Annotated in this window: 21 protein-coding genes, 1 tRNA gene and 1 other RNA gene; 11 read left to right on the top strand and 12 right to left on the bottom strand. The window is 74.4% G+C overall.

What is annotated here, in order from left to right:
* Positions 1 to 107: 107 nt before the first annotated feature.
* Positions 108 to 1304 carry a helix-turn-helix domain-containing protein gene (locus AAEM63_RS09580; protein WP_341358049.1) on the bottom strand — a complete coding sequence of 399 codons (1197 nt, stop codon included), beginning with the start codon at positions 1302 to 1304 and terminating at the stop codon, positions 108 to 110.
* Positions 1305 to 1420: 116 nt separating this feature from the next.
* On the opposite strand from AAEM63_RS09580, the gene AAEM63_RS09575 reads away from it, so the two are divergent.
* Positions 1421 to 2095 carry a hypothetical protein gene (locus AAEM63_RS09575; protein WP_341358048.1) on the top strand — a complete coding sequence of 225 codons (675 nt, stop codon included), beginning with the start codon at positions 1421 to 1423 and terminating at the stop codon, positions 2093 to 2095.
* Positions 2096 to 2162: 67 nt separating this feature from the next.
* Positions 2163 to 3629, top strand: a complete 1467-nt coding sequence (aspA, locus tag AAEM63_RS09570) for an aspartate ammonia-lyase (protein WP_341358047.1) — start codon at positions 2163 to 2165, stop codon at positions 3627 to 3629.
* A 102-nt stretch (positions 3630 to 3731) separates the two neighbouring features.
* On the opposite strand, the gene aceE is transcribed toward aspA, so the two are convergent.
* Complete coding sequence (gene aceE, locus AAEM63_RS09565; protein ID WP_341358046.1) at positions 3732 to 6476, bottom strand: pyruvate dehydrogenase (acetyl-transferring), homodimeric type; 2745 nt, start codon at positions 6474 to 6476, stop codon at positions 3732 to 3734.
* A gap of 302 nt (positions 6477 to 6778) precedes the next feature.
* On the opposite strand from aceE, the gene AAEM63_RS09560 reads away from it, so the two are divergent.
* The 5 genes from AAEM63_RS09560 to AAEM63_RS09540 all read left to right on the top strand — a co-directional run bounded on the left by AAEM63_RS09560 (position 6779) and on the right by AAEM63_RS09540 (position 10684).
* The gene (locus tag AAEM63_RS09560; protein WP_123919133.1) at positions 6779 to 7195 is read left to right on the top strand and encodes a DUF3052 domain-containing protein; all 417 of its coding nucleotides are present in this window, start codon (positions 6779 to 6781) and stop codon (positions 7193 to 7195) included.
* A 35-nt stretch (positions 7196 to 7230) separates the two neighbouring features.
* A tRNA-Val gene (locus AAEM63_RS09555) sits at positions 7231 to 7304 on the top strand.
* A 25-nt stretch (positions 7305 to 7329) separates the two neighbouring features.
* Positions 7330 to 8505, top strand: coding sequence for a Nif3-like dinuclear metal center hexameric protein (locus AAEM63_RS09550; protein WP_341358045.1), 1176 nt, complete (start codon positions 7330 to 7332; stop codon positions 8503 to 8505).
* Complete coding sequence (locus AAEM63_RS09545) at positions 8502 to 9239, top strand: hypothetical protein (protein ID WP_341358044.1); 738 nt, start codon at positions 8502 to 8504, stop codon at positions 9237 to 9239. The genes AAEM63_RS09550 and AAEM63_RS09545 overlap by 4 nt, the downstream gene beginning before the upstream one ends.
* On the top strand, positions 9236 to 10684 hold the full coding sequence (locus tag AAEM63_RS09540) for a bifunctional RNase H/acid phosphatase (RefSeq protein ID WP_341358043.1): 1449 nt from the start codon (positions 9236 to 9238) through the stop codon (positions 10682 to 10684). The genes AAEM63_RS09545 and AAEM63_RS09540 overlap by 4 nt, the downstream gene beginning before the upstream one ends.
* Here the strand turns inward: AAEM63_RS09540 and yaaA are convergent.
* Positions 10662 to 11438 (bottom strand): peroxide stress protein YaaA, encoded by a 777-nt coding sequence (gene yaaA, locus AAEM63_RS09535; RefSeq protein ID WP_341358042.1) that lies wholly within the window; start codon positions 11436 to 11438, stop codon positions 10662 to 10664. The two genes, AAEM63_RS09540 and yaaA, sit on opposite strands and share 23 nt — an antisense overlap.
* Positions 11439 to 11496: 58 nt before the next feature.
* On the opposite strand from yaaA, the gene rnpB reads away from it, so the two are divergent.
* An RNA gene (gene rnpB / locus AAEM63_RS09530) (RNase P RNA component class A) lies at positions 11497 to 11880 on the top strand.
* An 11-nt stretch (positions 11881 to 11891) separates the two neighbouring features.
* Here rnpB and AAEM63_RS09525 read toward each other — a convergent pair.
* From AAEM63_RS09525 to map, 5 genes are all read right to left on the bottom strand, one after another.
* Positions 11892 to 12326 (bottom strand): hypothetical protein, encoded by a 435-nt coding sequence (locus tag AAEM63_RS09525; protein WP_341358041.1) that lies wholly within the window; start codon positions 12324 to 12326, stop codon positions 11892 to 11894.
* Positions 12327 to 12460: 134 nt separating this feature from the next.
* Positions 12461 to 12673 (bottom strand): PspC domain-containing protein, encoded by a 213-nt coding sequence (locus AAEM63_RS09520; RefSeq protein WP_341358040.1) that lies wholly within the window; start codon positions 12671 to 12673, stop codon positions 12461 to 12463.
* A 61-nt stretch (positions 12674 to 12734) separates the two neighbouring features.
* Positions 12735 to 13577 carry an MBL fold metallo-hydrolase gene (locus AAEM63_RS09515; RefSeq protein ID WP_341358039.1) on the bottom strand — a complete coding sequence of 281 codons (843 nt, stop codon included), beginning with the start codon at positions 13575 to 13577 and terminating at the stop codon, positions 12735 to 12737.
* Position 13578: 1 nt separating this feature from the next.
* Positions 13579 to 14334 carry an ROK family protein gene (locus AAEM63_RS09510; protein WP_341358038.1) on the bottom strand — a complete coding sequence of 252 codons (756 nt, stop codon included), beginning with the start codon at positions 14332 to 14334 and terminating at the stop codon, positions 13579 to 13581.
* Between the two features lie 65 nt (positions 14335 to 14399).
* Entirely contained in the window at positions 14400 to 15287 is an 888-nt protein-coding gene (gene map / locus AAEM63_RS09505; RefSeq protein WP_341358037.1) for a type I methionyl aminopeptidase, read from the bottom strand.
* A gap of 61 nt (positions 15288 to 15348) precedes the next feature.
* On the opposite strand from map, the gene AAEM63_RS09500 reads away from it, so the two are divergent.
* Positions 15349 to 15618 (top strand): SPOR domain-containing protein, encoded by a 270-nt coding sequence (locus AAEM63_RS09500; RefSeq protein ID WP_341358036.1) that lies wholly within the window; start codon positions 15349 to 15351, stop codon positions 15616 to 15618.
* Here AAEM63_RS09500 and panB read toward each other — a convergent pair.
* The gene (gene panB, locus AAEM63_RS09495; RefSeq protein ID WP_123919122.1) at positions 15606 to 16430 is read right to left on the bottom strand and encodes a 3-methyl-2-oxobutanoate hydroxymethyltransferase; all 825 of its coding nucleotides are present in this window, start codon (positions 16428 to 16430) and stop codon (positions 15606 to 15608) included. The genes AAEM63_RS09500 and panB overlap by 13 nt on opposite strands.
* 35 nt (positions 16431 to 16465) lie before the next feature.
* A complete protein-coding gene (locus tag AAEM63_RS09490; RefSeq protein ID WP_341358035.1) occupies positions 16466 to 18121 on the bottom strand; it encodes an NAD+ synthase in 1656 nt (551 codons plus the stop codon).
* A 169-nt stretch (positions 18122 to 18290) separates the two neighbouring features.
* Here AAEM63_RS09490 and glnA point away from each other — a divergent pair, with 169 nt between their 5' ends.
* Entirely contained in the window at positions 18291 to 19625 is a 1335-nt protein-coding gene (glnA, locus tag AAEM63_RS09485; protein ID WP_341361275.1) for a type I glutamate--ammonia ligase, read from the top strand.
* Between the two features lie 11 nt (positions 19626 to 19636).
* Positions 19637 to 22675 (top strand): bifunctional [glutamine synthetase] adenylyltransferase/[glutamine synthetase]-adenylyl-L-tyrosine phosphorylase, encoded by a 3039-nt coding sequence (locus AAEM63_RS09480; protein ID WP_341361274.1) that lies wholly within the window; start codon positions 19637 to 19639, stop codon positions 22673 to 22675.
* Between the two features lie 82 nt (positions 22676 to 22757).
* Here the strand turns inward: AAEM63_RS09480 and AAEM63_RS09475 are convergent, their stop codons facing one another.
* A complete protein-coding gene (locus AAEM63_RS09475; RefSeq protein ID WP_341361273.1) occupies positions 22758 to 23204 on the bottom strand; it encodes a DUF6098 family protein in 447 nt (148 codons plus the stop codon).
* Positions 23201 to 23701, bottom strand: a complete 501-nt coding sequence (locus AAEM63_RS09470) for an STAS domain-containing protein (protein ID WP_341361272.1) — start codon at positions 23699 to 23701, stop codon at positions 23201 to 23203. The genes AAEM63_RS09475 and AAEM63_RS09470 overlap by 4 nt, the downstream gene beginning before the upstream one ends.
* Between the last annotated feature and the right edge of the window lie 195 nt (positions 23702 to 23896).

Here is a 23896-nt window from a genome sequence, read left to right as displayed (position 1 = left end):
ACGGAGGCGCTTGTGCGATACCTACAACTCCGTGACGCCGGTCACCGGCCCGCCCGCCGGGCCGGCGCGGGCGCGGGACGTGCGTCACACGCCCGGGCGCCCGCCGGTCACACGCCCGAGTGCCCGGCGTCGGTCTGCGTGAGGCGGCCGACGGCGAGGGCGATCTGGAGGACGAAGCCCTCCCGGGCGTCGGTGGGGTCCCAGCCGACCACCTGGGCGATGCGGCGCAGGCGGTACCGCACGGTGTTGGGGTGGACGAACAGGGCGCGCGCGGCCGCCTCGAGCGAGCGGCCCTGCGCGAAGTACTCCTCGAGGGTCTGCACGAGCGTGGCGCCGCCGGCGACGAGCGGCTTGTACAGGTCCTCGACGAGGGTGCGCCGGGCGAGGGGGTCCCCGTTGAGCATCCGCTCGGGCAGCAGCTCGTCGGCCAGCACCGGGCGCGGGGCCCCGGGCCAGGCGCGCACGGCGAGCTGGCCGGCCACCGCGGCCCGGGCCGCCCGTCCGGCGTCGCCGACGTCGCGCACCTGCGGACCGAGGACCACCGGTCCCGGGGCGAACCGGGGCAGGAGGGACTCCGCGGCGGCGCGCAGGTCCCCCTCGCCGCCGAGGACGATGACGAGGCGGTCGCCCTGGATGCCGACGAGCGCGTCCGCGGCGGCCCGCCGGCAGGCCCGGCGCAGGTCGGAGGTCCGCCGCTCGTCCATCGCCGCAGGCGCCGGGCCGACGAGGACGAGGGTGGCGCCCAGGCCCGACCACCCCAGGGCCGCGATGCGCGAGCGCACCGAGTCGTCCGCGACGCCGCGCACGAGCGAGTCGACGACGAGGGCCTCGAGCCGGGCGTCCCAGGCGCCGCGGGTCTCGGCCGCGCGGGCGTAGATCTCCGCGGCGGAGAACGCGACCTCCCGCGAGTAGACGAGCACGGCGTCGCGCAGCTCGCGCTGCTGGCCGGGCTCGGCGAGCTGGACGGCGTTGTCCTCGACGACCTCGACGACGATCCGGACGAGCTGGAGGGTGTGCTGCAGCGAGATCGACCGCGTCAGCTCGGGCGGCGCGGCGCGGAAGATCTCCTGGGCGTTGTACGAGCCCGAGGAGGGCTGCTCGTACCAGGTGATGAAGGCGGCGATGCCGGCCTGGGCGACCAGCCCGATCCACGAGCGGTCCTCGGCGGCCAGGGACCGGTACCAGTCGAGCTCGGCGTCGAGGCGCCGCAGGGCGGCCGAGGTGAGCATGTCCGTGCCGCCCCGCAGGCGGCGCACGACGTCGGAGCTGCCCTCCTCCCGGCTGACCCGCTCGCTGACCGTCATGCCTGCGAGCATAGCGAGCGGTTGTGGGATGCCTACAAAGGCGGCGGGCGCGGGCCGCCACGCCTGCGGCCCGCATCGGGCGGCAGGGCGGGGGCGATGCGGATATGGTCGTCGGCATGGCACTGCTGAGACGACTGCGCGCCCTCCTCGGGCGGAAGAAGCCGGTCCGCCGCGTCGGGATGCGCCGTCCCTCCGCGGTCCCGCCGACCGCCGACGTCCCGCGTGAGGACGCGCTGCGCGCGCGGCTCGTGGAGGACCCCAACGACATCGAGGCCTTCGCGGCCCTCGCCGACCTGGTGCGCCGGCGCGCCAGCGGGGTGGGCCCGGCCGACCCGCTCACCGCGGACCAGGAGCCGGCGGACCGGGAGCGCGCCGAGAACCTCGCGGTGTGGGCCCTCGCCGAGGAGATCGCGGGCAACCCGCGCGCCTGGTACGCCCTCATCGAGCTCGCCCGACTCTCCCTCGTCGACGACCACGAGGGCGCGATGCGCCGTCTCAACGGTGCGTGCGAGCGCGACCGGACGGGCCGCGCGGTCAGCGAGAGCGTGCGGATGCTGCGCGAGTCGGGCCTGCCGGGGGACGGCCTCGGCCTGGGCGTGGGGCACTGGTCCCCGCGCGAGCACGAGGTCGAGGCCGGGCGTCAGGTCGTCCTCGCCGCCCTCGACGCCGGCCGACCGCTCGACGCGCGCCGCCACCTCGGTGAGCTCGCCGACTCGCCCGACGCCGCCGGCGTGGCCCGGGTCACCGCCGAGCTGGAGCCGCTCGTGGCAGCCGCGCAGGTCCAGGCCTAGCATCGTCGCGGGCCCCGCCACGCCCGGCAGGACGCACGGCGTCCCCGTGGTGGGGAGAGGGACGGGCATGGACACGAGGATCGAAGAGGATCTGCTCGGTGAACGAGAGGTTCCGGCGGACGCGTACTACGGCATCCACACCGTGCGCGCGGCGGAGAACTTCCGCATCAGCACCAGCACCATCAACGACGTCCCCGAGCTGATCCGGGGGATGGTCGAGGTCAAGAAGGCCTCGGCCCTGGCCAACGCCGAACTGGGCACCGTCCCCGCCGAGGTGGCAGGCGCCGTCGTCGCGGCCTGCGACGAGATCCTCCTCCGCGGGCGGTGCACGGACCAGTTCCCGGTCGACGTCTTCCAGGGCGGGGCGGGCACGAGCGTGAACATGAACGTCAACGAGGTCGTGGCCAACCTCGCGCTGGAGCACCTCGGCCTGCCCAAGGGGCGCTACGACGTCGTCAACCCCAACGACCACGTCAACAAGAGCCAGTCCACGAACGACGCCTACCCGACCGGCTTCCGCATCGCCCTCCACCGGGCCACCGAGGAGCTGAAGAACGCCGTCCAGCGCCTCGTCCTCGCCCTCGACGACAAGGGCACCGAGTTCGCCGGGATGCTCAAGATGGGTCGCACCCAGCTCCAGGACGCCGTGCCGATGACCCTGGGCCAGGAGTTCACCGCGTTCGGCGTCGTCCTCGGCGAGGAGCTGCGCCAGCTCAGCCTCGCCCAGTCGCTGCTGCTCGAGGTCAACCTCGGGGCGACGGCGATCGGCACCGGCCTGAACACCCCGGAGGGCTACCCCGCCACGGCGGTGGCCAAGCTCGCCGAGGTCACGGGCCTGCCGCTGGTCAGCGCCGAGAACCTCATCGAGGCCACCTCGGACACCGGCGCCTACGTCACCCTCCACGCGGCGACGAAGCGCACGGCGGTCAAGCTCGGCAAGATCTGCAACGACCTGCGTCTGCTGTCCTCGGGCCCGCGCGCGGGCCTGAAGGAGATCAACCTGCCTGAGCTCCAGGCCGGCTCGTCGATCATGCCCGCCAAGGTCAACCCGGTCATCCCCGAGGTCGTCAACCAGGTGTGCTTCAAGGTCATCGGCAACGACGTCACCGTCTCCATGGCCGCCGAGGCCGGCCAGCTCCAGCTCAACGTCATGGAGCCGGTCATCGCCCAGGCGTGCTTCGAGTCGCTGCACCTGCTGACCAACGCCTGCGACAACCTCACCGAGCGCTGCGTCGTGGGGATCACCGCGAACGAGGAGATCGCCCGCGGCTACGTGCTGAACTCCATCGGGATCGTCACGTTCCTCAACCCCATCATCGGCCACCACAACGGCGACCTCGTGGGCCGGGAGTGCGCCCGCACCGGCAAGAGCGTGCGCGAGGTCGTCCTCGAGATGGGCCTGCTCGGTGCCGACGAACTCGACGAGATCCTCTCGGTGGAGAACCTCGTGCGCCCGCAGTACCGCGGCCGGCGCTACGAGGGGCAGGACCCCACGACCCTCACGCACGGCATCCCGGTCGGCCGTCCGGAGTAGCGCCCCGGCGCGGTGCGTCACCGCGGCCGGCGCAACGGCCCGGCCCGGCACGACGGCGGCCCCACCCGAACGGGTGGGGCCGCTGTCGTCACGTGCTCGGCGTCAGGCGTCGCCGCCCGCGGAGCCGGACTCGCCGGCGTGGACGTTGAACAGGTCGTAGCGCTCGATCGCCTGCCGGGCGAGGTCGGTGTCGACCTCCCCGCGGCGGCCGAGGGCCTCCAGCGCCTTGACGACCATGGAGTGGGCGTCGATGAACAGCTGGCGCCGTGCCGCCGGCCGGGTGTCGGAGTAGCCGAAGCCGTCCGCACCCAGGGTGTGGTAGTCGCCCGGCACCCACGGCCGGATCGCGTCCTGCACCTGGTGCTCGTAGTCGCTGGTGGCCACGTACGGGCCGCCGGCGTCGCGGAGCCGGGAGGTGACGTAGGCCTCGCGGCGCTCCTGCTCCGGGTGGAGGAAGTTGTGCCGGTCGGCCTCGAGGCCGTCCCTGCGGAGCTCGTACCAGCTCGTCACAGACCACACGCCGGCCCGGACGCCCCAGTCCTGGGCGAGGAGCTCGCGGGCGTGCAGGGCCCACGGGACACCCACGCCGGAGGCGAGGAGCTGGACCCAGGGGCCGTCGCCCTCGGGCCGGGCGATCTGGTGGATGCCCCGGAGGATGCCCTCGACGTCGACGTCCTCCGGCTCGGCGGGCTGGACCATCGGCTCGTTGTACACCGTGAGGTAGTACATGACGTTCTGGTCGCGGCTGTCCTCGCCGTACATCCGCTGCAGACCGTCCTTGACGATGTGCCGGATCTCGTACGCGTAGGCCGGGTCGTAGTGGACGATCGCCGGGTTCGTCGAGGCCAGGACGGGGGAGTGCCCGTCCATGTGCTGGGTGCCCTCGCCGGCCAGGGTGGTCTTGCCGGCCGTGGCGCCGATGATGAAGCCGCGGGCGAGCTGGTCGCCGGCCGCCCAGAACTGGTCGCCGGTGCGCTGGAACCCGAACATCGAGTAGAAGATGTAGACCGGGATCATCGGCTCGCCGTGGACCGCGTACGACGTGCCGACCACCTGCATCGCGGCGGCCGAGCCGGCCTCGTTGATGCCGGTGTGGAGGATCTGCCCCTGCTCGGACTCCTTGTAGCTGAGCATGAGCTCCTGGTCCACCGAGGTGTAGTTCTGCCCCTTGGTGTTGAAGATCTTCGCGGTGGGGAAGATCGCGTCCAGGCCGAACGTGCGCGCCTCGTCGGGGATGATCGGCACGAACCGCCGGCCGACCTCCTTGTCCTTCATGAGCTCCTTGAGCAGCCGGACGAACGCCATGGTGGTGGCGATCTCCTGCTTGCCCGAGCCCTTCGCGAGGATCTGGTACGGCTTGTCGTCCGGCAGTGCCAGCGCCTTGGCGTCGGTGCGCCGCTCGGGGACGTAGCCGCCGAGGGCCTTGCGACGCTCGAGCATGTACTGCAGGGTCTCGTCCGAGGCGTCGGGCCGGTAGTACGGGGCGCTGAACGGGTCCTCGAGCTGCTCGTCCGAGATCGGGATGCGCAGGGCGTCCCGGAGCATCTTGAGGTCCGTCGTCTTCATCTTCTTCATCTGGTGGGTCGAGTTGCGACCCGCGAAGCTCGGTCCCAGCCCGTAGCCCTTGACGGTGTGCGCCAGGATCACGGTCGGCTGGCCGGTGTGCTCGGTGGCTGCCTTGTAGGCGGCGTAGATCTTGCGGTAGTCGTGCCCGCCGCGCTTGAGCGCCCAGATCTCGTCGTCGGTCATGTTCGCCACGAGTGCCTTGGTGCGCGGGTCACGGCCGAAGAAGTGCTCCCGGACGTAGGCGCCGTCGTTCGCCTTGTACGTCTGGTAGTCCCCGTCGAGGGTCTCGTTCATGAGGTTGACGAGGGCGCGGTCCTTGTCGGCGTTGAGCAGGACGTCCCACTCCCGGCCCCAGATGACCTTGATGACGTTCCAGCCGGCGCCGCGGAACTGGGCCTCCAGCTCCTGGATGATCTTGCCGTTGCCGCGCACCGGGCCGTCGAGGCGCTGGAGGTTGCAGTTGACGACGAAGGTGAGGTTGTCGAGGTTCTGCTGGGCGGCCTGCTGGAGCATGCCGCGCGACTCGGGCTCGTCCATCTCGCCGTCGCCGAGGAACGCCCACACGTGCTGCTGGGAGGTGTCCTTGATCCCGCGCTCGTGGACGTAGCGGTTGACCCACGCCTGGTAGATCGCCTGGGCCGGGCCCAGACCCATCGACACCGTGGGGAACTCCCAGAAGTCCGGCATCCGCCGGGGGTGCGGGTAGGACGGCAGCCCGCGGCTGCCCTCCGGGTGGGAGTACTCCTGCCGGAAGCCGTCCAGGTCCGCCTCGCTGAGGCGGCCCTCGAGGAAGGCCCGGGCGTAGTTGCCCGGCGAGGCGTGGCCCTGGAAGAAGACCTGGTCGCCGCCGCCGGGGTGGTTCTTGCCCCGGAAGAAGTGGTTCATGCCCACCTCGTACAGCGTCGCGACCGAGGCGTAGGAGGAGATGTGCCCGCCGACGGCGACGTCGGGACGCTGGGCGCGGGTGACCATGACGGCCGCGTTCCACCGGATCCAGCCGCGGTACTTGCGCTCGACGGCCTCGTCGCCGGGGAAGTACGGCTCCTCGTGGACCCCGATCGTGTTGACGTAGGGGGTGTTGATCGAGCTGGGGATCGCGACGTTGCGCTCCCGGGCCCGCTTGAGCAGGTTGAGCATGATGTAGCGCGCCCGCGGCCCGCCGCGTTCGTCGATGAGCCCGTCCAGGGAGTCGAGCCACTCCTGGGTCTCGTCGTGGTCGATGTCCTGGACCCTGCTCAGCAGTCCGTTGATCAGGGGCGAGGACTCGTCTCGTGAACTCACGCGTTCCCTCTTCTCGCGGTCAGGCGTCGCTTCGACGCTGGGTGGTGACGCACTCTCGTTCAGGTTAGGACCATTGTCGTGCCTTGACCTTGCCGAGGTCGAATGCGGGGCGGGGCATCGCGGCTGTGACGCTCCCGACACCGCCGGCGGCGCCGCCCGGGAGCAGATCCGCGACCGCCACGCCCGGACCGGGCTTGCACCGAGGGGCCGGGTTGCGATGGGCTTGGCCCCACACGTCGTCCCGGGACAGCCCGGGGCGCGCGGACGACGCGGGCCGACGGCCCAGGAGAGGTAGGACCGACGTGTCAGGGAGCGCGGGTGCGGGGGCCGGTTTCGGCTTCACCACCGGGCAGGTCATCCAGGAGTGGGGCTACGACGAGGACGTCTCGCTCGAGGTGCGCGAGGCCATCGAGGTGGCCACGGGCACCGAGCTGGTGGACGAGGACTACGGCGACGTGTGCGACGGCTCCCTCATCTGGTGGCGCGAGGAGGACGCCGAGGTGGAGGACCTCACGGACCTGCTCGTCGACGCCCAGGCCAACCTCGACGACGGCGGTCTCATCTGGGTCCTCACGCCCAAGCCGGGCCGGCCGGGCCACGTGCGGCCCGCCGACGTCGAGGACGCCGCGCGCACGGCGGGGATGCACGCCACGTCCGCCGTCTCCGCGGCGCCCACGTGGTCGGGCATCCGCATCGCCGCGCGCAGCCGCGGCCGCTGAGCGGTCTAGGCTGAGGCCGCGCCGCGTGGCGCGTGGGGCCTGTAGCTCAGTTGGTCAGAGCGCCGCGTTTACACCGCGGAGGTCGTCGGTTCGAGACCGGCCGGGCCCACCGGTGCGCAGGTAGGCTCGCCGCCATGCCGCTGACCGTCGCCGACGTCGTCGCCGTCCTCGAGGAGCACTACCCCCCGCGCACGGCGCAGGACTGGGACGCCGTCGGGCTCGTCGCGGGCGACCCGGCCGCCGCGGTCACCTCCGTGGTCCTGGCGGTCGACCCCACCGAGGAGGTCGTCGCCGAGGCGCTCGACCACGGCGCCGACCTGCTGGTGACCCACCACCCGCTCTACCTGCGCGGGACGTCCTCCGTCGCGGCGAGCGACCCCAAGGGTCGGGTCGTCCACCGCCTGGTCACCGGCGGGTGCGCCCTCTACGCCGCGCACACCAACGCCGACGCCGCCGCCGACGGCGTCTCGCAGGCCCTGGCGGACCTGCTGGGGCTCACCGGCACCGCGCCGGTGGAGCCGCTGGACGCTGAGCTGGACACGCTGACGACCTTCGTGCCCCGGGACCACACGGCCGCCGTCCTCGACGCGCTCGCCGCGGCCGGCGCGGGCCGGCTGGGGGACTACGAGCGTGCCGCCTTCCACTCGCCCGGGACCGGGACGTTCCGGCCCCTGCCGGGGGCCCACCCCGCGGTCGGGCAGGTCGGCGCCGTCGCGGAGGTCGCCGAGGACCGGCTGGAGATGGTGCTCCCGCGCGAGCGGCGCGCCGCCGTCCTGACGGCGCTGCGGCAGGCGCACCCCTACGAGGAGCCCGCCCACAGCCTCGTCGCGCAGGCCCCCGTCCCTGCCGCCACGGGCACCGGCCGCATCGGGCGGCTGCCCGAGGCGATGACCCTCCGGGCGTTCGCCGAGCTCGTCGCCCGGGTCCTGCCCGCCACCGCGCAGGGCATCCGCGTGGGCGGGGACCTCGACGCCGAGGTCCGCACCGTCGCGGTCTGCGGCGGGTCGGGGGACTCCCTCCTCGGACGGGTGCGCTCCCTCGGCGCCGACGTCTACCTCACCGCCGACCTGCGCCACCACCCCGCCTCGGAGCACCTCGCGGGCGGGCGCCCCTTCCTCGTCGACGCCACCCACTGGGCGAGCGAGTGGCCCTGGCTGCCGCGCGCGGCCGAGGTGCTCCGCGCCGCCGCGCTCGCCCGCGGCGCTAGGTTGGACCTGCACGTGTCCACCCTCGTCACCGACCCGTGGGCGGTGCACCTCCCGCAGACACCGAGCGGCGCCGCGTCGCCGCACGAAGGAGCCTCCTCGTGACCACCGCCCCCGTGAAGGACCAGCGCCGCCTGCTCGACCTGCAGGCGCTGGACACCCGCCTGGCCCGGCTCGCCCACCAGCGGCGCAGCCTGCCGGTCCTCGCCGCGCTCGAGGAGCTGCGGGGCCGGGCCGAGGACCTCCACCGCGCCCAGGTCGAGGCCCGGACGGTGGCCTCGGACACCCGGCGCGAGCTCACCAAGGCCGAGGCCGACGTCGAGCAGGTGCGTGCCCGGGCCGCCCGCCACCAGGCCACCCTCGACTCCGGGACGGGGCTCTCCCGCGAGCTGGTCGCCCTCCAGGACGAGCTCGCCAAGCTCGCGCAGCGCCAGGAGGTCCTGGAGGAGGTCGAGCTGGAGATCATGGAGCGCATGGACGCCGCGGAGAGCCGGGTCACCGACCTCGAGGCCCAGGAGCAGGCCATCAGCGCCGACGTGGCGCACCACGAGGCCCAGCGCGACGCCGCGTTCGCCACGCTCGACGACGAGGCGCGCAAGGTCGCGGAGGACCGGGCTCGTCTGGCCGGCGAGCTCGACCCCGAGCTGGTCGACCTCTACGAGGCCGCCCGGCGGCGCACCGGCGGGCTCGGCGCGGTGGGCATCCACGGGCACCGGACCGACGGGGTCCAGGTCGACTTCTCCCTCACCGAGCTGGCCGCGATCGACGCCGCCGGACCCGAGGAGGTCATCGTCTCGGAGGACCACGGCTACGTCCTGGTGCGCCTGGACGAGCAGTGACCGAGCAGGACGGGCTCTTCGACCTCGGCGAGGGCCTCCCGGCGGACGGCCGTGCGGCGCACGGACCTGCCGCGGACGGACCGCCCGCGGGCGGCCCGCCCTCCGGCCGGGCGGACCTCGACGCCGCGCCCGCGAGCGGGCGTCTCCTCGTCGTCGAGACCGACGGCGGGTCCCGGGGCAACCCCGGCCCCGCCGGGTACGGCGCGGTCGTGCGCGACGGGCGCACCGGTGCCCTCCTGGCCGAGCGGGCGGACTACCTCGGCGTCGTGTCGAACAACGTCGCCGAGTACACGGCGGTGGTCGAGGGCCTGCGCGCGGCGGCGGGCATCGACCCCGGCGCGGAGGTCGAGGTGCGAGCGGACTCCCGGCTCGTGGTCGAGCAGATGAGCGGCCGGTGGAAGATCAGGCACGCCGACATGCGCGACCTCGCCGCCCGGGCCCGGGCGGTCCTGCCCCCGCACCGGGTCCGGTACACGTGGGTGCCGAGGGCCCAGAACGGTGCTGCCGACGCCCTGGCCAACACCGCCATGGACACCCGGGCCGCGGTCCGACGGGACCACGACGACGCCGGCACGGACCTCCCCGGTCGCGGACCGGCTGCCGCGGGGTCCGGTGCACCGGCGCCCGACGGCGCCGGCGAGGTGCTGCCGGGCGGGGTCGGCACTGACGCCGACGACACCTCCGCCGCGGACGCCAACGCCCCCCGCGCCTCCGGGACGCCCCTGCCGCGGGCGGTCGGGTCCCCGGTCACGGTCGTCCTCGTGCGCCACGGCGTGACCGCGCTGACCGAGAGCGGGCACTACTCCGGCGGGGACACGCCCGGCCCGCCGCTGAGCCCGCTCGGACGGGAGCAGGCCGCCCGCGCGGGCGCCCTCGTCAGCCGGCTCGGGGCGGACCTCTGGGCGGACCTGCCTGTGCCGTCCGTGCTGGTGCCCTCGCCCATGGTGCGCACCCGGGAGACGGCCGACGCCCTCGGGGCGGCGCTGGGGCTCATCCCGGCCGAGCCCGACGACCGGTTCGCCGAGTGCCGGTTCGGCGAGTGGGACGGGCTGTCCGTCGAGCAGATCGAGAGCGGCTGGCCCGGTGAGCTCCTGCGGTGGGCCACCGAGGCGGACCACCGCCCCCCGGGTGGGGAGTCCCTGCGCGACGTCGGGGCGCGGGTGGCGCGGGGCCTGCGCGCCCTCGCCGCCGCGCACACCGGCGAGACGGTGGTCGTCGCCGCGCACACCGTCGTCGTCCGGGCCGCCGTCGGGCTCGTCGGCCGGGTGGCCGCCGACCACTGGTCCGCGGTGCGGATCCCGCCCGCCTCGGTGACGGTCGTGCGCGTGTGGCCCCAGGTCGACGCGGCGGGCCGCCTCGTCGGCGACCTCACCGTCGTCGGGTGCCCCTCGGAGGTCGTCGTGCCCGCGGAGGTCGATCCGGTCAGTCCTTCTCGACGAGGGTGAGGGTGCGCCGCCGTCCCGTGCCTGTCAGCTCCACCGCCCCCCATGCGGTGCCCGTCAGCTCCGTGGCGGCGTGGGCGAGCTGGTCGGCGGTGCGCGGCGGTCGGCCGGGCCGGACCAGCAGGTGGCGGGTGAGCACCCCGCGGGCGTGCTTGGCGTTGTGGGAGACCACCTGGCGCCGTCCGCCGGACTCGCGCACCACCTGGACCGCCACGTGCTGGGCCGCGGCTCCGGGCCGCCACGCGGCGGCATAGGTCGCCGACCGGCAGTCCACGACGACGTCGCCGTCAGCCTGCTCGTCCAGGACCGCGGGCAGGTGCTCGCGCCAGTACGTCGCCAGCGGTCCCGTCCCGGGCAGGGCGACGCCCATGGAGAGCCGGTAGGCGGGGATGCGGTCCGCCGGCGCCAGGACGCCCCAGAGCCCGGAGAGGATCCGCACCGAGCGGCCGGCGCGGGCGCGGGCCGGGCCGGTGAGGCCGGCCAGACCGGCCGCGGTGTGCAGCACCCCGGTGTAGACCCGGGCGGCCGGCGCCGCGGGCGCGGTGCGCAGGACGGTGTTCCGCCCGACCTCGGGCGCGAGCGACGGGCCGACCCCCAGCACGGACGGCCCCTGCGGTGCTGCGGAGACGGCGGCGAGGGCGTCGAGGACGCGCTCCCGGGCGGGCGCCAGGGCAGGGGCGGCGAGACGGGCGAGGTCGACCGGGCCGCCGCGGGCCGGGGCGGTCTTGCCCTCGGAGGGCGGCAGCAGCACGAGCACCGGGGAATGGTAACGGCCGGTCGCCCTGCGTCCGCCCGGGGTACCATGGCGGCGCGGATGAGTCGGCCAGGCGGTCGCGTCGTCCCGGCCTCGGCCGGGGCGCCGAGGAACGTCCGGGCTCCGTAGGGCAGGGTGGTGGGTAACACCCACCCGGGGTGACCCGCGGGACAGTGCCACAGAGAGCAGACCGCCGCCGGAGCGATCCGGCGGTAAGGGTGAAACGGTGGTGTAAGAGACCACCAGCGCGGCGGGTGACCGTCGCGGCTAGGCAAACCCCACCCGGAGCAAGACCAGACAGCAGGCGTGATCAGGGCTGCCCGCCCGAGCCTGCGGGTAGGTCGCTGGAGGCGTGCGGCAACGTACGTCGTAGATGGATGGCCGCCACCGCCGGGACGGCAACGACCCGGCGGGACAGAACCCGGCGTACCGGCCGACTCATCCGCACCCGGGCCGTCAGGCGAACACGCTGACCCAGACGGTCCAGTCCTTCTCCTCGAGCTCGGCCACGGTGAAGTCGTAGGTGTGCACCCGTGGTGGCGTTCCCTCGCGGCGCAGCTCGACGACGTAGCTCTCGGCGCCCGTGAGCTCACCGAACGTGAGGGACCAGGCGCAGCCGTCGGGGGTGGCCTGGCCCGTGGCGTCGAGCTCGCCCGCGCCGACGACCGTGCCGGCGGCGTCCGTCACGGTGACCGTGGCACCGTCGAAGAAGGTCCCCTCGAACGCTGCGGCCGAGCAGTCCGCCGTGCGACCGGTGCCGGCCGCGGTGAGGACCACCCGGAGGGGTCCCTCCGGGCCCAGGGAGACGTCCGACAGCGCCGCGGAGGTCGCCAGGCCGACTCCGGCCAGGGCGGCCGCCCCGACGACGAACCAGCGCGAGACCATGACCACCGTGTTGCTCCTCAGAACCCGTACCCCTGCCACCGATCGTAACGACGGCCGGTGTACGGCCGGTGAACGGGCAGGTGGTGCCGCGTGTCGGAGGTCCGCCGGTGGCGGCCGGACCGCGCCTCGGCGAGGGCGGGTCAGTACTCGTTGGGCATGAGGACCCACAGGATGGGGTAGACCACGAGCTGGCTGCCGGGCAGGACCATGAGCAGCAGGACGAACAGCAGCCGCGCCACCCACGGGGACAGGCCGAAGCGCCGGCCCAGGCCCGCGCACACGCCCGCGAGGACGCGGGTGTCGCGGGGGCGGACCAGACCCTGGTTGCGCATGCCGCCTCGGATGTCGTTCACGTCGTGCACCTCTTCTTCGTTGTCGGTGCCTCCAGCGTCGCGCATCGGCCCGCTCCGCACATCAGGGACGACCCGGATCCCGCCCCTGATCTCGCGGCGGCGGCCCTGCCGCAGGTCCGGGGTCACCGCGGAGCCGGTCCGCCTGACGCTCGTGCTCCGCCCTGACCCACGGGTCGCCCAGGCGCGGGTCGGTGCCGGGACGGCCGGCCGCCAGGCCGTCGAGGTAGCGCAGGTCGGCGTCGAGGCGTGCGCGGGCCTGGGCGGCGGTGGCGACGGTGCCGTGCCCGGGCACGACCACGTCGGCTGCCGGCAGCAGGGAGGCCAGGAGCGCCAGCCCCGCGACGTAGTCCGTCACCGGGTCGGCCGCGTCGAGGTCGAGCAGGGGGACCTCGCGGTCCGAGAGCATGTCGCCGACGAGGAGCGCCCGCGCGACGGGGACGACGACCGTGAGGTGCCCCGGCGCGTGCGCACGATGCTCGGCGAGCCTGACCGCGGGCCAGGTCGGCACGGACGGCCCGTCCCCGGCCGCCCCGGCGGGCAGGGCGTCCGGGACGCCGAGGTGCGCCTGCGACCCGGTGCCGCTCCCGGCGGCCTCGGCGACCAGCGCGGTCCGGCCTTCCCTAGCCGCGCGCACGGCGGCCGCCGAGGCGAGGTGGGCCACGCCGGTCAGCGACGCCGGCACCAGGAGGTGGTCCCAGTGCGGGTGGGTGGACAGCACCGCCGTCACCCGCCAGCCGCGCCCGGCGACGGTCGCGGCGAGGCCGTCGAGCTCGGCGGGGGTCAGCGCGGGGTCGACGAGGAGGCAGGAGCGGTCCGACGCGACGACGACCGTGGACGTGGTCGCCCACAGCCCTGCGGTGGCCACGTGGACACCGGGCGCGACCTCCTCGAGGCCGCGGGCCACGTCAGCGGTAGCCGTGGGCGGCGAGCTGCGCGGCGCCGACGATCCCGGCGGTGTTGCGCAGCGCCGCGGGGACGATCGGTGCCTTCGTCGTCAGCAGGGGGAGGAACTTGTCGTGCTTCTTGCTCACCCCGCCGCCGACGACGAGGAGGTCGGGGGAGAAGAGCATCTCGACCGTCTCGTAGAACCGCTGGAGGCGCTCGGCCCACTCGCCCCACGACAGCCCCTCCGCCTCGCGCGCGGAGGAGGCCGCGCGGTGCTCGGCGTCGTGGCCGTCGATCTCGAGGTGGCCGAGCTCGGTGTTGGGTACGAGCGTGCCGTCGACGATGAGCGCGGAGCCGATCCCGGTGCCGAGCGTCGTGACCAGGACGACACCGGGCACGCCCTTCGCGGCGCCGTAGACGACCTCGGCGATGCCGGCGGCGTCGGCGTCGTTGACCGCGATGACCTGACGGCCGATGGCCTCGGTCATGAGGACCGGGACGTCCACGCCCTTCCAGGACTTGTGGAGGTTGGCGATGAACCCCACGACGCCGTGCTTGATCGGGGCGGGGAAGGTCAGCCCGATCGGGGTCGTGTCCGGCACGTCGAAGGAGGCGACGAGCTCGGCCACCGTGGCCGCGACGGCGGCCGGCTTGGACGGGTTCGGGGTGGGTATGCGCAGCCGGTCGCCGACGAGCTCACCGGTGGTGAGGTCGACCGGGGCGCCCTTGATGCCCGAGCCGCCGATGTCGATGCCGAATCCGATGAGGTCGCTCATGGTTCTCCGTCGTGTCCGTCCCGCCGCGCCGGTCGGCGCACCCGCAGGTTATCCGGACCGGGGCGTCAGGGCAGGGTGAGGATCTCCGCGCCGGTCTCGGTGACGACGACGGTGTGCTCCCACTGGGCGCTGCGGGAGCGGTCCTTGGTCAGCACGGTCCAGCCGTCGTCCCACTGGACCCAGTCGATCTCACCGAGGGTGAGCATCGGCTCGATCGTGAAGACCATGCCCGGCTCGATGACGTCGTCGTAGCGGGGGGCCGAGTCGTAGTGGGGGATGATGAGTCCGGAGTGGAACGCCTCGCCGACGCCGTGGCCGGTGAAGTCGCGCACGACGCCGTAGTCGAACCGCCGGGCGTAGGCCTCGATGACCCGGCCGATGACGTTGACGGCGCGCCCCGGGCGCACGGCGTTGATGCCGCGCTCCATGGCGACCTTCGTCCGCTCGACGAGGAGGTGGGACTCCTCGTCCACCTCGCCCACCTCGAACATGGCGTTGAGGTCGCCGTGGACGCCGTCGAGGTAGGCGGTGACGTCGACGTTGAGGATGTCGCCCTCGGCCAGGACGGTCGAGTCGGGGATGCCGTGGCAGATCACCTCGTTGACCGACGTGCACAGCGACTTGGGGAAGCCCATGTAGCCCAGCGTCGAGGGGTAGGCGCCGTGGTCGAGCATGAACTCGTGGCCGATGCGGTCCAGCTCGTCCGTCGTCACGCCCGGCGCGACGTGGCGGCCGACCTCGGCCAGCGCCTGAGCCGCGACGCGCGAGGCCCGCCGGATCCGTTCGATCGTCTCGGGCGACTTCACCTCGGAGGCGCTCACCCGCTCCGGACCCGTGCGCCCGACGTACTCCGGCCGCGGGATCGACGCGGGCACCTCCCGCAGCGGCGAGACGCGTCCCTTCGTCAGGGTGCCCCGGGGGGCGCGGTCGGCGAGCATAGGGTCCACCAGCATGGGCCCAGTCTACGGACGGGGCGGCCCGCGGTCCGCGCGGGCAGCGACGAGGAGGACGAGCATGAGCGAGCAGCCCGAGTTCTACTACGACCTCGCCACGGGCGAGGTCCAGGAGGGGAAGGTCGCGGGCTGGACCTCCCGGATGGGCCCGTACCCGTCGGCGGAGGCCGCGCGGCACGCCATGGACACGGTGCGCTCGCGCAACGAGGAGTGGGAGGAGGACGACGCCGCCTGGAAGGGGGAGCCCGGCGCCGACCCGTCCGTCGAGGGGACGACGGACGGGTCAGAGGGCGGCACGACAGGCGCCGGCGGGTCCGCTCAGCTCTCGTAGGTGTGCTCGGGCCCGGGGAAGGCCCGGGTCCGCACCTCCGTGACGTACTGGCGCGTCGCCGCGCCGAGCGCGGCGCCCAGCTCGGCGTAGCGGCGGGCGAACCGGGGGGACCACGACCCCATGCCGGCCATGTCGGTCCAGACGAGGACCTGCCCGTCGCAGCCGTTCCCGGCGCCGATCCCGATCGTGGGGACGGGCAGCACCTCGGTGACCCGGTCGGCCACGGGTGCGGGGACCATCTCCAGGACGACGGCGACGGCGCCGGCGTCGGCCAGGGCGAGGGCGTCGGCGACGAGCCGGTCGGCGGCCTCCTCGCCGCGGCCCTGGACGCGCTTGCCGCCGAGGATGTTCTCCGACTGCGGCGTGAAGCCCAGGTGGCCCACCACGGGGATCCCCGACCGGGTGAGGAGCTCGACGTGGCCGGCCAGGTGCGTCCCGCCCTCGAACTTCACCGCGTGGGCGCCGGCCTCCTTGACCAGCCGCACGGCGGTGGCGTGGCACTGGGCGGGGGATGCCTCGTAGGAGCCGAAGGGCAGGTCCGCCACGACCATCGCCCGGCGGGTCACGCGCGCGACCGCCCGGGTGGCGACGACCATCTCGTCGACCGTCACCGGGATCGTGGAGTCGTGGGCGAGCATGTTGTCGCCGACGGAGTCCCCGACGAGGAGCAGGTCGACGCCCGCCTCGTCGAAGACCCGGGCGGTGACGGCGTCGTAGGCGGTGAGCATCGTCAGGGGTTCGCCGCGCTCCTTGGCCTGGCGCAGGTGGTGGACCCGGAACCGGCGGGGTGTCTCGGGTGCGGGGGTGCTCATGGGAAGGGTCGTCCTCTCGGTCGGGCGGGGGAGGGTCAGAGCCGCTCGCGCCAGCGGTTGGTCACGGGCAGGCGCCGGTCACGGCCGAACGCGACCGCGGTGACCTTGGGGCCGAGGGGGTACTGGCGGCGCTTCCACTCCGCGCGGTCCACGAGCCGCAGGACGAGCTCGACGGTCTCGGGGTCGAACCCGGAGTCGAGCAGCTCCTCCCGGCCGAGGCTGCGCTCGACGTAGCCCTCGAGGACGTTGTCGAGCAGGTCGTAGTCCGGCAGGGAGTCGGAGTCCTTCTGGTCCGGGCGCAGCTCGGCCGAGGGAGCCTTCTCGATCGAGCTCCACGGGATCGGCGGCTCCTCGTCGGCGGCCGCGGCGGCCTCGTTGCGCCAGCGGGCCAGCTCCCACACGTGGGTCTTGAGGACGTCCTTGAGCGGCGCGTACCCGCCCGCGGCGTCGCCGTAGACGGTGGAGTACCCGACAGCGAGCTCGCTCTTGTTCCCGGTCGCCAGGAGCAGCGGTCCCTCGGAGTTCGACACGGCCATGAGGACGACGGCGCGCACCCGCGCCTGGAGGTTCTCCTCCGCGACCCCGGTGATGTCCATCTCGGCGAGGAAGGCCTCGACCATCGGGCCGATGGGGCGCACCCGGTAGTCGGCGCCGATGCGGCGGGCGAGGTCGGCGGCGTCGTCGCGCGAGTGGTCCGAGGAGTACCGCGAGGGCATCGAGATCCCCACGACGTTCTCCCCACCGATCGCGTCGGCGGCCACGGCGGCGACGAGGGCCGAGTCGATGCCGCCGGACAGACCCAGCACGACCTTCTCGAAGCCGTTCTTGCGCACGTAGTCGCGCAGACCCAGGACGATGGCCTCGTACATCTGGGCGATGTCCGACCGCTCCGGGGGCAGGGCGTACCCGGCCGGGGTGGTGGGGGCCGCGCCGTCCCCGGGCAGCGCCACCAGCAGGAGGTCCTCGACGAAGCCCGGGGACGCCGCGACGAGGTCCCCGGCGGCGTCGACGACAAAGCTGTGGCCGTCGAAGACGAGGTCGTCCTGGCCGCCGACGAGGTTGACGTAGAGGACCGGGCAGCCGAGCTGCCGCGCCCGGTCACGGGTGAGACGCCGCCGCACGGCACCCTTGCCGAACTCGTACGGCGAGCCGTTGAGGACCAGGAGGGCGTCGAGACCGTCGTCGGCCATCGCGGCGACCGGCCCGCCGTCGACCCAGATGTCCTCGCAGATCGCCACACCGAGCCGCTGCCCGCCGGCCTCGACGACCACGACGTCGTCCGGGTCGCCCGGGGCGAAGATCCGGTACTCGTCGAACACGCCGTAGTTGGGCAGGTGGTGCTTGGTGTAGACCGCCTCGACGGCGCCGCCGCGCAGGACCGCGGCGACGTTGGTGGGCCGCTCGGCCCGGGCGGTGCCCAGCGAGCCCAGCACGACGGCGGTGGTGCCCAGGCCGTCCGCGGCGAGCTCGGCGGCCAGGGTCTCCAGGCGCGCGGCCGCGGCGCGCTGGAACGACCCGCGCAGGGCGAGGTCCTCGACGGGGTAGCCGGTCAGGACCATCTCGGGCAGGAGCACGACGTCGGCCCCGGCCGCGACGGCGCGGGCGGTCACGGCACGCACGGCGGAGGCGTTGGCGTCGAGGTCGCCGACGGCGCTGTTGACCTGGGCGAGGGCGATGCGCAGTTCAGCCATGCCCCGAGCCTATTGCCGCAGGCGACGGCGCAGCGCGCCGGAGGGGCGGATGCCGGTCGGCGGCGCGCGGGCGGCCGGGCGTGCGCCATGATGGGGCCTGTGGGGGCCCGTGCCCCTCGCACGTCCGCCCGGGCACCTTCCGTGGCGGTCCCGGACCGAGGAGGGGTCGATGGACAGGCAGCAGGAGTACGTGCTCAGGTCGATCGAGGAGCGCGACATCCGGTTCATCCGGCTGTGGTTCACCGACGTCCTGGGCGTGCTGAAGTCCGTGGCCATCGCGCCGGCCGAGCTCGAGGGGGCCTTCGCGGAGGGCATCGGGTTCGACGGTTCCTCCATCGAGGGCCTGACCCGGGTCTACGAGGCGGACATGCTCGCCAAGCCGGACCCGGCCACCTTCCAGGTGCTGCCCTGGCGCGGTGAGGAGAACGGCGTGGCCCGGATGTTCTGCGACATCCTCACCCCGGCGGGCGAGCCGGCCCGGTCCGACCCGCGCGGGGTGCTGCGCCGCGCGATGGACAAGGCGGCCGAGAAGGGCTTCACCTTCTACACCCACCCCGAGATCGAGTTCTACCTCTTCCAGAACTCCTCGCCGGAGGACGGGCTGGTGCCCATCGACCGTGGCGGGTACTTCGACCACGTCGCGCGCGGCACCGCCCACGACTTCCGCCGTGACGCGATCACCACGCTCGAGTCGATGGGGATCTCCGTGGAGTTCTCCCACCACGAGGCCGGCCCGGGCCAGAACGAGATCGACCTGCGCTACGCCGACGCGCTGAGCACGGCCGACAACATCCAGACCTTCCGCACCGTCATCAAGGAGGTCGCCCTCCAGCAGGACGTGCTGGCGACGTTCATGCCCAAGCCGCTGGTGGACGCCCCCGGCTCCGGCATGCACACCCACCTGTCCCTGTTCGAGGGTGAGCACAACGCCTTCTACGACCCCGCCGGGCAGTACCAGCTCTCCGACACCGGCCGGGCGTTCATCGCCGGCCTGCTGCGGCACGCCGCGGAGATCACCGCCGTGTGCAACCAGCACGTCAACTCCTACAAGCGCCTGTGGGGCGGCGGCGAGGCCCCCAGCTACGTGTGCTGGGGCCACAACAACCGCTCCGCGCTCGTGCGGGTGCCCATGTACAAGCCCGACAAGGGCGGCTCGGCGCGGGTGGAGTACCGGGCGCTGGACTCCGCGGCCAACCCCTACCTCGCCTTCGCGGTGCTGCTCAACGCCGGCCTCAAGGGCATCGAGGAGGGCTACGAGCTGCCCGAGGGCGCCGACGACGACGTCTGGGCGATGAGCCGGGCCGAGCGCAAGGCGCTGGGGATCAGGTCGTTGCCGAACTCGCTGCGCGAGGCCGTGGAGATCATGGAGACCTCCGAGCTCGTCGCCGAGACGCTCGGTGAGGACACATTCGAGTTCTTCCTGCGCAACAAGCGCACGGAGTGGGAGGAGTACCGGGCCCAGGTGACGGCGTACGAGCTGCAGCGCTTCATCCCCGCCCTGTGAGCTGACCGCCCGTGCCGCGTGAGGTCTCCGCCGCCAGCCGGCTGCGCCGGCTGGGGTTCGCGGCGCCCGCCCGCGCCGAGATCCTCCTCGCCGAGGCCGCGCTCGCCCCGGTGGTCGCCGCCGCGGAGGCGGCGGGCGCACCGCTGCCCGAGGCGCTCGGCCGCGCGGCCGACCCCGACCTGGCCCTGCTCACCCTGCTCCGGCTGGTCGAGGCCGCCGACGACGGCGGGGACCTCGCCGCCGTGCTCACCACCGACGGGCCGCACCGGGACCGGCTCCTCGCCGTCCTGGGCGCGAGCTCGGCGCTGGGGGACATGCTCGTCGCGCGCCCGGGTGACGTCAGCCTCCTCGCCGAGCGTGAGGGCGAGGTCCCGGTCCTCGACCTCACGGCCGAGGACGAGCGCGAGCGGGCGCTGAGGGCGGTCGGGGCGGACCACCGCGACACCGTCCCGGTCGCCACGGTCACGGGCGCCGAGGGGGTGGACACCCTGCGGCGCACCTACCGCCGGCGCATCCTGGAGATCGCCGCCGCGGACCTCACCAGCCCCGACCCGCTGGCGGACCTGCCCAAGGTGGCAGCCGCCGTCGCCGACGTCGTGGCGGGGGCGCTGGACGCCGCCCTGGCGGTGGTGCGCGCGGACCAGCCGGACGGCGCCCGTGGGGTGCGCCTGGCGGTGCTGGGGATGGGCAAGACCGGGGGCCGCGAGCTCAACTACATCTCCGACGTCGACGTCGTCTACGTCGTGGAGCCGGCGGAGGGCACCGACGAGGGCGAGGCCCTCGCGGTGGGCACCCGGCTCGCGGCCGCCCTGGCACGGGCGTGCGCCGGCCCGTCGGGTGAGCCGGCCCTGTGGCCGCTGGACGCCAACCTGCGGCCCGAGGGCAAGGACGGCCCCCTCGTGCGCACCCTGGCCTCCCACCTCGCCTACTACGAGCGCTGGGCGAAGGCCTGGGAGTTCCAGGCGCTGCTCAAGGCCCGGCCGGTGGCCGGTGACCTCGCCCTCGGCCAGGCCTACGTCGAGGCCCTCGCGCCGATGGTGTGGTCGGCGGTGGAGCGCGAGCACTTCGTCGAGGACGCCCAGGCCATGCGGCGCCGGGTCGAGGACACGGTCCCCGCCCAGCACGCCGAGCGTCAGCTCAAGCTCGGCAAGGGTGGCCTGCGCGACGTCGAGTTCACCGTCCAGCTGCTCCAGATGGTCCACGGCCGGACCGACGAGACCATCCGGTCCCGGACGACGCTGCAGGGCCTGGCGCAGCTCGCGCGCGCCGGGTACGTCGGCCGCGACCACGCCGAGGAGCTGGGGCACCACTACCGGTTCCTGCGGGCGCTGGAGCACCGCATCCAGCTCTACCGGCTGCGCCGCTCGCACCTCGTCCCCACCGACGAGGCGGACCTGCGTCGCCTGGGCCGGTCGCTGCGGACCGACGGCGTCGACGGCGCGGAGTCCCTCGAGGAGCGGTGGCGGCAGGTGCGGCGCGAGGTGCGCCACCTCCACGAGGAGATCTTCTACCGCCCGCTGCTGCCCCTCACCGCGCAGCTGAGCGCCCAGGACGTCGTCCTGGCGCCGGAAGCGGCGCGCGCCCGCCTCGCCGCGATCGGCTTCCACGACCCCGCCGGGGCGATCCGCCACATCGCGGCCCTGACCGAGGGCATCACCCGGCGGGCGGCGATCCAGCGCCAGCTCCTGCCCGTCATGCTGGGCTGGTTCGCCCAGGGACCCGAGCCGGACTCGGGCCTGCTGAGCTTCCGCAAGCTCTCCGAGACCATGGGCACCACCCACTGGTACCTCAAGCTCCTGCGCGACTCCGGCGCGGCCGCCGAGCGCCTCGCGCACCTGCTCTCCCACAGCCGCTACGTCGCCGCCTCCCTGGCGACCCTGCCCGAGGCGGTGCGGTGGCTCGACGACGACGACGAGCTCGCCCCCCGCACCCGGGAGGTGCTGGAGCCGGAGCTGCTCGCGCTCCAGTCGCGCCGGGCCGAGCCGGTGCCCGGGGTGATGGTGGCCCGCTACCTCCGGCGCCGCGAGCTCCTCCGGGCCGGCATCGGGGACGTCCTCGACGCGGTCCCGGACGGTCGCTCCCGTGCGATGATCACCACCGCGGCCGACGTCACCCTCGCCGGCGCGCTGCGGGTCGCCGTCGCCGAGGCCACGGCCGAGGCGGGCCTGTCCGAGCCGCCGTCGCGCTACCTCGTCGTGGCCATGGGGCGCCTCGGCGGGGAGGAGATGAGCTACGCCTCCGACGCCGACGTCCTCTTCGTCCACGAGCCGGAGCCGGGCGCGGACCCCGAGACGGCCACCCGGACGGCGGTGGCCGTGGCGAGCAAGGTCCGCGGGCTCCTGGGGGAGGGCGGGGGAGAGCCGCCCCTGGCGGTCGACGCGGATCTGCGACCCGAGGGCCGCAACGGCCCCATGACCCGCACGCTGTCGGCCTACGCCGAGTACTACGAGCGGTGGGTCGAGCCGTGGGAGCGGCAGGCCCTGCTGCGCGCGCGCCCCGTGGCCGGGGACGACGACCTCGCCCGGCGGTTCGTCGCGCTCGTGGACCCGTTGCGCTACCCCGCGGAGGGCCTCACCGAGGCCGAGCTGCGCGAGCTGCGCCGGATCAAGGCCCGGGTCGAGTCCGAGCGCATGCCGCGGGGCGTCCCCCCGACCCGCCACCTCAAGCTCGGCCGCGGCGGCCTCAGCGACGTCGAGTGGACCGTGCAGCTGCTCCAGCTGCGCCACGCCGGCCGGGTGCCGGAGCTGCGCACCACCTCGACCACCCGCGCGCTGCACGCCCTCCACGAGGCCGGGCTGGTCAGCGCCGAGGAGGCTGCGCGCCTGGACGGGGCGTGGCAGCTCGCGTCCCGCATCCGGGACGCGATCGTGCTCGGCACGGGCCGGACCACCGGCGCCAAGATCGACACCCTGCCCCACGAGGCGGTCGAGCTCGAGGTGGTGGCCCGGATCCTCGGCTACCCCCCGGGCCGGCGGCTCGACCTGGAGGAGGAGTACCTGCGCCGGGCCCGGCGGGCTCGGACGGTCGTCGACGAGCTGTTCTACCAGTGAGCCGGGCGCGGGTCGGACCCCGTGCGACCGGGGCCGTCGGCGCAGCCCGGGCCACCGGCGCGGCCGGCGCCCGGCGAACGCCTCAGCGAAACTCGCGCTCGCGCCAGCCCGTGTAGGTCTCCGCCGCCTCGCGGTGCACCCGCGCCGCCACCTCGGCGAGCGTGCGCGGGTCGGCGAGGAGGGGCTCGCCGTCGCCGCCCCGGCCGGCCGCGGAGCCCACCACGACCCACGCCGACTGCGACGGCTCGACGTGCCCGGCGCGGCGGACGAGCTGGCGCGCGATCCACACCCGCTGACCGCCCTGCCACCAGGGCTCCGCGCGCAGCGGCCACGCGGGCACCCCCGGCAGCGGGTACCCGCTCTCGGCGTGCCAGGGCCCGGCCCGGAGCAGGTAGGGCGCCGTCCCGACGTAGAGGTGGGCCGAGCCGACGTCCCGCACGACCGCCTCGAGGTCGGCGAGCGTGAGGAGCAGGCGCGGCGGTCCGTCCAGGGTGCCGCCCACCGGCGGTGTCGTGGTCCCCAGCGTCATGGCAGGCCTCCCTCGGTGCGTGCCGTGCCCACCGGTTGCGGTTCGGCCTGCTCGGGCCGGGCCGTGCCCACCGGTAGCGGTTGGGCCTGCTGGGGCCGGGCCGTCAGGGGCTCGGACAGGTAGAGGCGGTCGACCGCCAGCGGGGCGATCCCGCTCAGGTCGACGGCGCGGTCCGGCCCCGACGAGCCCGGGCCGTCGGCGGTGAGGGCGGCCAGCCCCGCCGTCTCCAGGAGGAACCGGACCGGGGCGCTGGCGGCGACGACGCGCACGGGCGCGCTCACCCGCTCGACGACCGCCTGGAGGATCCGCAGGCCGTAGCAGTCCATGAACGTCACACCGGCGAGGTCGATGTCGACCGGCGTGTCGTGGGCGGCCACGCGCTGGAGCGCGTGGGCGACGTCGTCGGCGATGCCCGCGTCGATCTCACCGGCCAGGACCAGCCTGGTCGTGCCTTCCTCCTCGTCGACGACGACCGAGGGACTCCCGCTGCCGTCCATCTTCGCCTCTCCGTCGCACCGTCGCGGTGCCACCGGAGTCTGGAGTGGCGCTCCCGGCGCGCGTCGCGCCGGAACCATCAGGTTACGGTCGAAGGCGCGCGATGACAACGGCGGGCGCCGGCGCCCGGGCGGATGACCAGGCGGATGACCAGGCGGTCGGCGTCGCTGCCGGGACGCAGGCCGCCCCCCGGCCCG

Source organism: Georgenia sp. M64, assembly GCF_038049925.1.
In the GTDB taxonomy this organism is placed as follows: domain Bacteria; phylum Actinomycetota; class Actinomycetes; order Actinomycetales; family Actinomycetaceae; genus Georgenia.
This window is presented reverse-complemented; position numbering and strand designations above follow the sequence as displayed.

Excerpts from the sequence above, each read along its gene's own strand:
- AAEM63_RS09580 (WP_341358049.1), bottom strand. The coding sequence starts at position 1,304 with ATGACGGTCAGCGAGCGGGTCAGCCGGGAGGAGGGCAGCTCCGACGTC.
- AAEM63_RS09575 (WP_341358048.1), top strand. The coding sequence starts at position 1,421 with ATGGCACTGCTGAGACGACTGCGCGCCCTCCTCGGGCGGAAGAAGCCG.
- aspA (WP_341358047.1), top strand. The coding sequence starts at position 2,163 with ATGGACACGAGGATCGAAGAGGATCTGCTCGGTGAACGAGAGGTTCCG.
- AAEM63_RS09550 (WP_341358045.1), top strand. The coding sequence starts at position 7,330 with ATGCCGCTGACCGTCGCCGACGTCGTCGCCGTCCTCGAGGAGCACTAC.
- AAEM63_RS09510 (WP_341358038.1), bottom strand. The coding sequence starts at position 14,334 with ATGAGCGACCTCATCGGATTCGGCATCGACATCGGCGGCTCGGGCATC.
- map (WP_341358037.1), bottom strand. The coding sequence starts at position 15,287 with ATGCTGGTGGACCCTATGCTCGCCGACCGCGCCCCCCGGGGCACCCTG.
- AAEM63_RS09500 (WP_341358036.1), top strand. The coding sequence starts at position 15,349 with ATGAGCGAGCAGCCCGAGTTCTACTACGACCTCGCCACGGGCGAGGTC.
- panB (WP_123919122.1), bottom strand. The coding sequence starts at position 16,430 with ATGAGCACCCCCGCACCCGAGACACCCCGCCGGTTCCGGGTCCACCAC.
- AAEM63_RS09490 (WP_341358035.1), bottom strand. The coding sequence starts at position 18,121 with ATGGCTGAACTGCGCATCGCCCTCGCCCAGGTCAACAGCGCCGTCGGC.
- glnA (WP_341361275.1), top strand. The coding sequence starts at position 18,291 with ATGGACAGGCAGCAGGAGTACGTGCTCAGGTCGATCGAGGAGCGCGAC.
- AAEM63_RS09475 (WP_341361273.1), bottom strand. The coding sequence starts at position 23,204 with ATGACGCTGGGGACCACGACACCGCCGGTGGGCGGCACCCTGGACGGA.
- AAEM63_RS09470 (WP_341361272.1), bottom strand. The coding sequence starts at position 23,701 with ATGGACGGCAGCGGGAGTCCCTCGGTCGTCGTCGACGAGGAGGAAGGC.